Genomic DNA, 11,863 nt, shown 5'->3' with positions numbered 1-11,863 from the left:
TAAGCGGCTGAGGAATGTGTGCGAGTGTATTAATGTTTGAAACTGGATATTAAAGTTTGAAACTAGACATTAAAGTTTGAAACTAAGCTAATAACATTAACCCGCAGTTCTGCGGGTTTTGCACTTTTAATCGGTATGGTTGCTCAAATCAATAAAATAGTGGAACATTGCTCAAAAGGATTATTTGTTAAAACAATAAGAAATTGAGCAACTTGTTTCGCTCACGGGGTATGGAAGTACATGGCTAAAAACACAAAATCATCATCAACTACCAGTTTCGAGCAGCATTTATGGGATACCGCCAACAAACTACGCGGCAGTGTCGAATCTTCTGAGTACAAACATGTAGTACTCAGTCTTATCTTCTTAAAATTCATCAGCGACAAATTTGAAGCCCAACGTAAAAGCTTGATTGATCTAGGTATGGATGATTATGTTGAGCAAGTCGAATTTTACACCAAAGACAATGTGTTCTTTTTGCCTGAACAAGCACGTTGGTCTTATATTCAAAAGCACATGAAGCAAGACGATATTGCGCTAAAAATTGATACTGCTCTACATACGGTAGAAAAGAACAATCCGTCACTCAAAGGCGCATTGCCCGACAATTACTTTACCCGCTTAGGCTTGGTTACCAGCAAGCTTGCCTCGCTGATTGATACTATTAATAACATCGACACTGCTGCTAACGAATGCGACATGAGTGAAGAAGACTTAGTTGGCCGAGTGTATGAATACTTTTTAGGGAAGTTTGCTGCCAGCGAAGGCAAAGGCGGAGGTGAATTCTACACGCCTAAGTCGGTTGTTAGTCTAATAGCCGAAATGATTGAACCTTATAAAGGCAAGATCTACGATCCCTGTTGCGGAAGTGGCGGTATGTTTGTGCAGTCGCTAAAATTTATCGACAGCCACAGAGGTAATAAACGAGACGTATCTATTTACGGGCAAGAATACACTAACACCACCTACAAACTGGCCAAGATGAACCTTGCGGTGCGCGGTATCTCGGCAAACTTAGGCGAAGTCGCAGGAGACACCTTTTTTAAAGATCAGCATCCCGACTTAAAAGCCGACTTTATTATGGCCAATCCGCCCTTTAACCAAAAGCAATGGCGCGGTGAAAACGAATTAGTAGATGACCCCCGTTGGGCAGGCTTTGATGTGCCGCCAACAGGTAATGCTAACTATGCGTGGATCATGCATATAATTTCTAAGCTTAGCGAGCATGGCACAGCCGGATTTGTTTTGGCCAACGGCTCTATGAGTTCCAACACCAGTGGTGAAGGCGAAATCCGCAAAAAGATTATCGAAAAAGATTTAGTCGATTGCATGATTGCCTTGCCCGGCCAGTTGTTTTACACCACTCAAATACCCGTATGTTTATGGTTTATTAGTAAAAACAAAAAAGCCGTAGATGCCAGCGAAGACATTGCCAAAAGACGCAATCGCCAAGGTGAAACTCTGTTTATTGATGCTCGTGAAATGGGTAGCATGGTCAGCCGTGTAAACAAAGAACTCACCACCGATGACATTGCCAACATTGTCCAAACATACCATGCTTGGCGTTCTCCTAATCAAGAGAAAGACAAAGTTGGCGCTTACGAAGATATTGCGGGCTACTGCAAATCAGCGACTTTAGACGACATTAAAGCCAACGATTATGCGCTCACGCCGGGGCGCTATGTTGGCGCAGCCGATATGGCAGATGATGGTGTCCCTTTTGAAGTCAAAATGAAAGAGCTAAGCCAAACCCTTTATAGTCAAATGGAACAAGCAGAAGGGTTAGACAAAGCTATTTGTCTAACCCTAGAGGGGCTAGGTTATGGAAAATGATTGGGATGAATTCGTACTTGGTGAAGTTACATCACTTCGCAATGGTGCAGGAATAAAACAAGAATATTTTAGCGAGGCAGAAGATGCAGTGCCGCTGGTTAAAGTCTCAAATTTCACTCTAGACTCTGTTGATATCTCTGAATTTACAAAAGTTGATGCTGAACACGCAGTAAAGTGGACATCCCATTTGCTGAAAAAGAAAGATACATTGATTGCAACTGTTGGTTCATGGCCTCCAAATTGGTCTTCAGTTGTAGGGAAAGTAATAAGAGTGCCTGATGAAGCCGAAGGTTCCATTCAGAATCAAAACACTTGTTGTATATTACCTACGGAAGCAATAGATGAGGACTTTTTGTACTATGTTTTGAGAGATAAAAATTTCTCAAATTATATCGTAAACGTTGCTCAAGGAAGTGCGAATCAAGCGCGAGTACCAGTAAAAAAGATAGGCGAGTACAAATTCAGAGGTCCCAAAAGTAAGTTAGCGCAAGCTAAAATTGGCAAAACGCTCCGTATATTGGATGAAAAGTTAGCCAATAGTGGCAGAGTTAGCAAAACCCTAGAACAAATCGCGCAGGCGATATTCAAAAGTTGGTTTGTTGATTTTGATCCTGTTATCGACAACGCCCTTGCCGCTGGCAACGATATTCCTGAAGCTCTGCAATACAAAGCTGAACAGCGCAAGCAAGCACAGGAGCTAGCTGCGTCTCCTGAAAAAAATTGCAAACCGCTTTCTGATGATATCCGCGCATTATTCCCAATCGAATTTGAACAAACGGATGAAGCAAGTATTGGCATCGCAGGCTGGATACCTAAAGGCTGGAGAGTTTCAAGTACAGATGCCGAGTTAGTTATCAAAGGTGGCTCAACACCTAGTACAAAAAATCCTGACTTTTGGGATGGAGGTGATATTCACTGGACATCACCAAAAGACTTATCTGGTATTGATTCAAAAATTTTACTTGATACTAGCCGCAAAATTACTGAAGCAGGATTAGCCAAAATAACTTCTGGTTTATTACCCGTTGATACAGTATTGATGTCGTCTAGGGCGCCTGTGGGGTACTTGGCATTGGCAAAAGTGCCTTTGGCAATTAATCAGGGTTATATTGCCTTACAGTGTGAAAAGGACTTAACGCCTGAATATACGATGCTGTTTTTAGATTCAATTATGGACGAAATCAAAGGTATTTCTGGCGGGACAACTTTTGCTGAAATCAGTAAAAAGACGTTTAGAGGTATTAAGCTTGTTGTTCCTTCAAAACCAGTAATTAATGCTTTCACATTAATAGCCAAAACGAACTATGACAAGATTACTGAGAATATCAAGCAAACCAATTCATTAACTGAAACAAGAGATTACTTATTACCAAAACTTGTTTCAGGTGAAATATCACTTACTGAGGTTCATTATGGAAGATAATTCAGCGCCTCTTCGCTTAAGTTCACGAGCATTAAGTGCAGACCCAAGTGCTATACATTTAGTCGAACACAAAGAAAGACTAGAAGCGGCAGTCTTAAGACAGGACGTTCCTCTCTGTCTGGACGTGTCCAAAGCTTTTCTGGAATCAATATTTAAAACTATCTTGAACGATCGAGTTGGAGAAGAAGAGCTTCCTAGTGAATTTTATCCGCTGTTTAGAAAAGTTAAAGATGAGGTGCCTTTTAATCACAACGACACTGCAAACAACTTAATAGGTAGGCTTGCAGGTTCATTGGTTAATGTAGTGGCTGAGTTAAGGAATAACTTTGGTGCAGCCTCGCATGGTGATGACGGTTATCACGAAAATCCAATAGATGCATCGAGTGCCGATTTCGTGATGTCTTCCGTTGACGGGTTAGCGGCTCTGGTATATTCGAAACATAAAAACACCATTGTCCCTGAAAGAGCCACGAGAATTAACTACCAAGATTTTTCTGAGTTTAATGACTGGTTAGATGAACAAGGTGAAGACTATGAAATAGTCGTAGGCGAAGATACTGTTTTCAGATATACAGCTAGTCAGGTTCTCTATGAGCAAGATATATCAGCCTATCAAGAAATGCTAATTCAATACATGGCTAACGAAGAAGGTGAAGTAGAGGGAGAACAATATGACTCTTGATATTCGTGGCAGTAAGAAAACGACTAGAATCAGTGACAATCGCTTTGTTGTATTTGAAGAACTTATTTCGAATGCAATAGATTCCTATTTAATTAGAAAGGATGTCAATTCAGATATACCTGCTTTAGCAATTCGTTTTGACATAGAATTATACGCTATTGACTTAGTGTCAGATGATGCAATTGGCTTAAAAATTACCTGTGAAGACAACGGAGCTGGGCTTGGTGACAATCAAGTTAAGGCGTTTGTAACTAAAGATTCTACATTCAAAGATGATCTCAAAATCAAAGGTATCGGCAAGTGTTTTGGTTCAGGTCGGGTTCAGTACTTTCACTTTTTTGACAAATTAAACATTAAAAGCGTTTTTGATGCAGGTGGTGTTTCTAAGCTTCGAACTCTTGATGTCGCAAGTAACACTAAGGAAATATCAGAGGCGTCATTCAAATTAGAAGACGCATCAAACGAAGAAATTAAAACACTTGTTTCTTTGACCGTGCTGTCTGAACAAGCTATCAAAAAACATTTTGGGTCTAAAAATTTACCTTATGAGTTTTCTGCTGCAAATCTTAAGCACCATGTGTTTATAACCTTTCTTCAAAGGTTAATTGCTTTAAAAGAAGTTATTGGCGATTTTAGCATTGAGTTGTGTACTACGTTATTTGGGGAACAACAACCAGTTCAACGAATAACGGCACATGACCTGCCTAAAAAATTGCCTCTACCTGATATACCTATTGTATGTAGCCACGGCAATGATGGAATAAACGGAGAGCTTAAACTCACTATCAGTACATATGAATTTTTAGAGGGCGAATTTGCTGGATTTGAGCACGATGTTGCGCTTTGTGCTAACTCTTCAATTGTAAAATCATTAACCAAAACATTCTTAAAAGTACCAAAAGATCGAAAGAATTCAATAAACGGGAAATTTTATTTAGTTTTAATTGAGAGTGATTATCTGGAACAGAATGTTAATGTTAGACGAGATAATTTTGATATCCCAGTTTCATGTAGTAGCAATGTCGAATTAATTTCTACAGGCCCGACAATGCAAGACATTATCGAATCTATAGAAGATTATGTATTAGATCTATTAGCTCCTACCGATTTTGACAGAGATGCTTTGATCAAGGCAACAGGAACTAAATTTGGTATATCTGCCAAGATGCTTACTGATACGAGGGTAAAGGTTAAATACGGTGACTCTGCCAATGACATTGCTAAACGAGTGTTGAAAAAATACCAAGAAGAAATCGTTGATGATACTTCTGCTATTTTTGACTTAAAGCAGGGACTACTGAAGATAGACCCTCGAAAAGATGACTTTAGGGATAAAGTTAACGAAATGTCTTGGAAGTACACTTCTACAATTCAAAAGATGGACATGGCAAATCTTTCGCAACTTGTCGTCAGACGTTCTTCGATGATTGAAATTTTAAATTGTGCAGTCAAAAAGTTACTGAGTGTTCAATCTGGTGAAGGCAGAAATGAAAACGAAAAAATAATTCATAGTATCTTTTTCCCTACAGGTAAAGATAGCAACGATAAGATTGATCACGATATATGGATGCTCAATGAAGAGTATCACTACTTTGAACATATAGCTTCTGATAAGCCTCTTTCTTCAATTCCTTGGAACGATAACGAAAGGTTATTTGAACCTGATATTGATGCTGCACTTGCTGAGGTATTTCAAAAAAACGAGAGTGAGAACCAGCTAAAAAGACCAGATATTGCGATTTTTAATCAAGAAGGAGCTGCGATTATTATTGAGTTTAAAGCACCCGGTGTATCAATGGATAACTTCATGGGTGACTTGATGGAATATGCTCACCTGTTGGCAGCGAAATCAAAAGGTAGGATTAAAAAGTTTTACGGTTACCTTATTGGCGATACCGTTAAACCATTGCGCCTTAAAGGATATAAAAAATTCCCAAGCGATAAAGGCTGGTTTAGTACAGACTCGCTAGAAGACCCTGAAACTGGTAAGGCGTATGGGGAGCTATATTCAGAAATTTTATTCTATCAAGATTTTGTAGATAGGGCGGAACAACGGCTTAAGGTTTATAAAGAGAAGCTTGGGATTGAGTAAGGATTTAATGAAATTCACGGAAGAAAAGCTCGAATTAGCCATTATCCAACTCTTAACTGAGCAGGGCTATCCTTACCTAAAGGGTGACCAATTAGTGCGCAGTAGTGGCGACGAGGTTTTAATCAAGGATGATCTTCGTCAGTACTTGTTTACCCAATACGCCAAAGACGACATTACAACTGGTGAAATTGATAACATTGTTAAACAGCTCGAAACCCTACCTGCTAGTGATTTATACGAGAGCAACAAAACTTTTTGTAAGTGGTTAAGTGATGGTTTTTTATTAAAGCGTGAAGCGGTGGCTGGTCAACCTTCCAAGAAAGATTTGTATATTCAGCTGATTGATTACGATGGTGTGCACAGTGCCTTGCAGCCGACTGAGGTTTTGGTGGGTGGCCAAGTACAAGAGGTAAGCCCCGGTTATAGTGATAACAATATCTATAAGGTAGTAAACCAGCTCGAAATCGATAATTTGAACCCTGATTACCCTAAGCGAATTCCAGATGGCATTATCTATATTAATGGTTTGCCAGTGGTGGTGTTTGAATTTAAAAGCGCCATACGCGAAGAGCAGGCCAGCATTCATGATGCCTATGTACAGCTGACAACTCGTTATCGCCGTGATATTCCTCAGTTGTTTGTGTTTAATGCGCTGTGCGTGATTAGTGATGGCGTAAACAATAAAATGGGTACTGTGTTTGCGGGTTACGACTTTTATTATGCGTGGCGAAAAGTCACGGGTAACGAACCTATGGCCGAAGATGGCATTAATTCGCTGCATACGATGTTGCAGGGGCTGTTTGATAAAAGCCGTTTGTGTGACGTGTTACGTAACTTTATTTACTTTCCTGACAAAACCAAAGGTGAGGTGAAAATCACCTGCCGATATCCGCAGTATTACGCCGCTAGAAAATTATTTGAAAACATAAAGCTGCATCGCAAGTTACCAGCAGGCGTGGCTGGTGTAGATGATGAAAAACGTGACGGCAAAGGTGGCACCTACTTTGGTGCTACTGGCTGTGGTAAGAGTTTTACCATGCAGTTTTTATCGCGCTTATTAATGAAAAGTGTGGAGTTTGAAAGCCCTACCATAGTGTTGGTGACAGACCGTACCGATTTAGACGACCAGCTAGCTCATCAATTTGCGAATGCTAAAACCTATATTGGTGATGATCATATTGTTAGCGTGGAAAGCCGCGCTGAATTGCGCCAGTTACTTAAAGGCCGTAACAGCGGCGGGGTGTTTTTAACTACCATTCATAAATTTACCGAAGACACCCAGTTATTGACTGAGCGTTGCAATGTAATTTGTATTTCGGACGAAGCCCATCGCAGCCAAATCAACTTAGATCAAAAGCTACGTATCACTGAACAAGGCGTAAAACGTACCTATGGCTTTGCCAAGTATTTGCATGATTCATTACCCAATGCCACTTATGTTGGCTTTACGGGAACACCCATAGACGCCACTTTAGAGGTGTTTGGGCAAGTGGTCGATAGCTACACCATGACTGAATCGGTGAAAGACGAAATCACTGTGCGCATTGTGTACGAAGGCCGTGCCGCCAAAGTAGTGCTTAATAGTAGCAAGCTGGATGAAATCGAAGCTTATTACAAAAAATGTGAGCAAGACGGCAGTAACGAACATCAAATAGAAGAAAGCAAAAAAGCTACCACCAAAATAAATTCTATTTTGGGCGACCCGGATCGTCTGCGGGCGCTGGCGGTAGATTTTGTGAAGCATTACGAAACCCGTATTACTGAAGGCACTACCATTTGCGGTAAAGCCATGTTCGTGTGTAGCTCACGCGATATTGCTTATGGCTTGTATTTAGAGATAAAAGCGCTGCGCCCAGAGTGGTTTGAAGTAAAAGAGTCAGAGCACGCGAACAAACTATCTGCTGATGAAAAAGCCCTTGCTATCAAAGCTGGTAAGTTTGGCATGCCAATAGAGCAGGTGAAGCTGGTGATCACCCGTGGTAAAGACGATCCACAGGAAATGTTTGATCTACTTGGCAGCAAAGACTATCGCAAAGAGTTAGACAGACAATTTAAGATTGAGCACTCCAACTTTAAAATCGCCATAGTAGTGGATATGTGGCTTACAGGCTTTGATGTACCGTTTTTGGATACCATTTACATCGATAAGCCGCTGCAAAAGCACAACCTTATTCAAACTATCTCGCGGGTAAATCGCAAGTTTGCAGGCAAGCACAAAGGCTTAGTGGTGGATTACATCGGCATTAAATCGGCGATGAATAAAGCTTTGGCGCAATTTAGTAAAACCGACGAAACCAATTTCGAAGACATCAATCAATCGGTGGTAACTGTTAAAGACCATTTGGCATTGCTTGCCGATGTGTTTCATACCTTTGACTCCACAAGCTACTTTACGGGCGAGCCACTTGCACAGCTTAAGTGCTTGAATCAAGCCTCTGAATTTATTTTACAACTAGGTAAGCGCGAAAAGCGCTTTATGGCGCTAGTCAAACGTTTAAAGGCCGCCTATGACATCTGCTGCGGTAGTGAAAAATTAAGCCAGTTAGAGCGGGATAAAATCCATTTTTACTTGGCTGTTCGCTCGATCATATACAAGCTAACTAAAGGTGAAGCTCCAGACACAGCCCAGATGAACGCCAAAGTCCGCGAAATGATTTCTGAAGCGCTTAAAAGTGATGGCGTAGAAGAAATTTTAAAAATGGATGACTCCCAAGGCGAGATAGACATTTTTGATGAAGACTACATCAACAAAATCAGCAAAATGAAGCAACCCAATACCAAGATCATGATGTTGCAAAAACTGCTGGCCAAAGCCATTGGCGACATGAAAAAAGTGAACTTGGCACAAGGCATAGACTTTAGTCAGCGCTTTAAAGCACTGGTAGATAAATACAACGAACGCAAAGAAGACGATGTACTGGTAAGTGGCGTACTCGAAGACTTTTCAGATGAGCTGATAAAAATGATGGACGACCTGCGCGAAGAATATGGTGCACACGATGATTTAGACATCAGCTTCGAAGAAAAAGCCTTTTACGACATCCTAAAACGCTTGGCAGCAAAATACGACTTCAACTACCCAGAAGACCAGTTATTAGAGCTAGCCAGAGCAGTAAAAGAAGTAGTAGACGACAAAGCCAAATACACCGACTGGAGTCAACGCGATGACATTAAAGCAGAGCTAAAAGTCGACCTGATTATGTTACTGGCTAAGTTTAAATATCCGCCTGTATCGCGAGACGAGGTGTATCAAGAGATATTTATGCAGGCTGAGAATTTTAAGAAGAATAGGCAAAATGCCGAATAGCCAAATTACATATGACTTTTCCTCCTTTGCAGTTTTTTGTAGCCAGTTTTATTTCGCCCTTTGATAACTTTTTTAAAGAGAGTTCATAATATATATGACGTACGCACCTAAATTTATTAAGCCATCTCGAAAAGGTGATGAAAGTCCTAAATTGAGTAATGAGTGGGTGACATTAAATAATTTACGAAGAATTGAAACGTCAATTGTTCTCGACCTGAATGTTCTTAGTACTATGAAAGATGTTATGCGGGGAAAAACTAATTTGGCTGAGAGTGGCCTTGAAGGATTAGTTTCATTTTTTAATGCTAATTCAGTTTTTATTACTCCTGGATTTGGCTTTAGTGAAGCAGATAAAGCTTATATAGAAGACTTAGTCATTACATATGAATGAAGCAAATACGCAGGTTTAGAAGTCAATGAAGCAAAACGACTCAAAGAGCTTGTATCTGAGAACAACAAAACTCTCTTGAAATGTGATCGATAAAGGGGAGGGTTACAGATTGAGCAATTTAGACTTAGCGAACGAAGCGCCTGTAGGCCTGCTGAAACATGGGACGGCCAATATCCTCAAATTACTAAGTCGTGGCGTACGCATTGGCATAATCTCAACACCTTTTTTAACTACCCTGAAGATATCCGTAGGGCGATTTACACGACCAACGCCATTGAGTCATTGAACAGCGTTATCCGCAAAGCTATCAAGAAACGGAAAATCTTCCCAAGCGATGATTCCGCTAGAAAAACGGTTTACTTGGCAATAAAAGGCGCCAGTAAGAAATGGTCGATGCCGATTCAAAACTGGCGTCAGGCGGTGAGTCGTTTTATTATCGAGTTCGAGGAACGCCTCGAAAAGCATATTAACTAATGGCATTTACACAGAATCTGTTACAGGCTCTCGAGGGTGGTTCGTGATGAAGCTACGGCAAACTCTCTTAGTAATTGTCAGTACAGTTAAGAGCCAAAACTTTAGTCTATTCAGTTTCAAACTTTGATTCACCAATTTTTTGTATTGTTTAAAGCCTTGGTTCGCATAGTTTCAAACATTAATGTATACGCACAAGGGAACTCTTTTGTTGTACCATATTTTAGGTACCGTGAGCGCAGTCGCTTTTTTGCTGACGTGGTACGGGTTAGCAAAGCAAATTGCTAATATAGAGGCGCTTCGCAAAAGTCATCAGCCCGCTACCCAAAGCTTGTCGGTAAACCAGTTTGCCTCAAGCTTTTTTGCGTTTTATGCCAATTTTATTTTCGGTATCGCGATAGAGCCGCTTAGTCATTATCTCGTGTGGACTCGCTTTGGTGCGCTCCTTCTGATATTGGCAATCCTTTATCAGATTTGGCGAGACAGGCGGTCAATCTCAACGGGTTTTATCGTCAGTTTGTGTGCCGTTGCTTTGGTGATAGGGCTCTGTTCTATAGGTTTTCGGCCTTACCCCAATCTGGCCAAAATCGGGGCTAACAGCTTAATGTTGGTAGTAACCGTGCTATTAGTACAAGGCACGCTACACCAAATAATGGTGCTAAGGCGCAGTCGCATTATAGGCGCGCTATCGCCAACTCTATTTCGCAGTATTCTAATTAAAGATGTCACTACACTCGCGTTCGCGTTTACCATGCCGTTTGCTGTCGCCTGGCCTCTTATTTTACTTAATGGGGCCAGTGTAATGACACGTGGCGGCTTACTTATTCAAATGAGTAAAATCAAAAATAATGGGGCCAGATTTAGTAAAAAGGGCGAGTAAAAAGGGCGAGTTAAAGGGCTAATTAAATGAGTGAGCTAACCGGGCTTTTTAGCCAAGAATATGGTGTGCTTACTTCCTTTACCCTTGCGTGCTCTGGCAATGCGAGTACTCACTACGTAGCCTGCATTTTTTAAGCGAACGGAAAACAAGTAATCAGGCCCAGCAGACCATATGGCTAGCATGCCATTGGGTTTTAGCACTTCATAAATATCTTCTAAACCATCGATTGAATAAATCCAATTATTGTCAGAATGGGTTAACCCTTCAGGGCCATTGTCTACATCCAATAATATGGCGTCGTAGGTGGGTGTTTTAGTATTTAAAAGGTGTTTTACATCACCTACTTTAACATTCGTTCTAGGGTCTTGAAGTGGGTTCTTAGCGCAGTTACCCAGTGGTCCTTTGTTCCATTCAACCACCTCAGGAATTAACTCAGCCACGGTGACTTGCGAACTAGGCGTCACTGCTTTTAGCGCCGCTGCAAGGGTGTATCCCATCCCTAAACCGCCTACCAAAACGTGAGCGTTAGGTGTGGATTTAAGATGCTCGCAGCCCATTTGAGACAGCTCTTTTTCTGAGTTGTACACACGGCTATTCATCAACTCGCCACGAATACCAGATAGGCGAATACTGAATTCTTCATCTCGCTGAGAAAACGTTAATTCACCACCATTATTTGGAATTTGAGCTGTACCTAATTTAACCCATGGAACCATGTGAAGGCTTTTCCTTTTGACCGCAATTTTTTGCTTGAACTGAATCTAGGCGCGCAGAATAGCACATT

General features: G+C 41.0%; 8 protein-coding genes and 1 pseudogene. 8 read left to right on the top strand and 1 reads right to left on the bottom strand.

Translation table 11 applies throughout. The features are described from left to right. Positions 1–240: 240 nt before the first annotated feature. The 8 genes and pseudogenes from J5X92_RS03045 to J5X92_RS03010 all read left to right on the top strand — a co-directional run bounded on the left by J5X92_RS03045 (position 241) and on the right by J5X92_RS03010 (position 11,079). Positions 241–1,833 (top strand): class I SAM-dependent DNA methyltransferase, encoded by a 1,593-nt coding sequence (locus J5X92_RS03045; protein WP_208804587.1) that lies wholly within the window; start codon positions 241–243, stop codon positions 1,831–1,833. Continuing rightward, positions 1,823–3,256, top strand: coding sequence for a restriction endonuclease subunit S (locus J5X92_RS03040; RefSeq protein WP_208804586.1), 1,434 nt, complete (start codon positions 1,823–1,825; stop codon positions 3,254–3,256). The genes J5X92_RS03045 and J5X92_RS03040 overlap by 11 nt, the downstream gene beginning before the upstream one ends. Before the next feature lie 163 nt (positions 3,257–3,419). Beyond that, positions 3,420–3,938 (top strand): abortive infection family protein, encoded by a 519-nt coding sequence (locus J5X92_RS03035; protein WP_244360147.1) that lies wholly within the window; start codon positions 3,420–3,422, stop codon positions 3,936–3,938. Further along, positions 3,928–6,030 (top strand): hypothetical protein, encoded by a 2,103-nt coding sequence (locus tag J5X92_RS03030; RefSeq protein ID WP_208804583.1) that lies wholly within the window; start codon positions 3,928–3,930, stop codon positions 6,028–6,030. Before J5X92_RS03035 ends, J5X92_RS03030 begins: the two co-directional genes overlap by 11 nt. A gap of 7 nt (positions 6,031–6,037) precedes the next feature. Further along, the gene (locus J5X92_RS03025) at positions 6,038–9,337 is read left to right on the top strand and encodes an HsdR family type I site-specific deoxyribonuclease (RefSeq protein ID WP_208804581.1); all 3,300 of its coding nucleotides are present in this window, start codon (positions 6,038–6,040) and stop codon (positions 9,335–9,337) included. 94 nt (positions 9,338–9,431) lie between these two features. Continuing rightward, positions 9,432–9,728 carry a hypothetical protein gene (locus tag J5X92_RS03020; protein ID WP_208804579.1) on the top strand — a complete coding sequence of 99 codons (297 nt, stop codon included), beginning with the start codon at positions 9,432–9,434 and terminating at the stop codon, positions 9,726–9,728. A 159-nt stretch (positions 9,729–9,887) separates the two neighbouring features. Beyond that, positions 9,888–10,202: pseudogene (locus tag J5X92_RS03015) on the top strand (transposase); the annotation flags it as partial. A gap of 205 nt (positions 10,203–10,407) precedes the next feature. Further along, the gene (locus J5X92_RS03010) at positions 10,408–11,079 is read left to right on the top strand and encodes a hypothetical protein (protein ID WP_208804577.1); all 672 of its coding nucleotides are present in this window, start codon (positions 10,408–10,410) and stop codon (positions 11,077–11,079) included. A 35-nt stretch (positions 11,080–11,114) separates the two neighbouring features. On the opposite strand, the gene J5X92_RS03005 is transcribed toward J5X92_RS03010, so the two are convergent. Beyond that, positions 11,115–11,795 (bottom strand): hypothetical protein, encoded by a 681-nt coding sequence (locus J5X92_RS03005; RefSeq protein WP_208804575.1) that lies wholly within the window; start codon positions 11,793–11,795, stop codon positions 11,115–11,117. Between the last annotated feature and the right edge of the window lie 68 nt (positions 11,796–11,863).

The organism is Alteromonas sp. K632G, assembly GCF_017653625.1.
Classification (GTDB): Bacteria; Pseudomonadota; Gammaproteobacteria; order Enterobacterales; family Alteromonadaceae; genus Alteromonas; species Alteromonas naphthalenivorans.
Note: the sequence above shows the minus strand (reverse complement) of the source record. Positions and strands in the feature narration are given on the sequence as shown.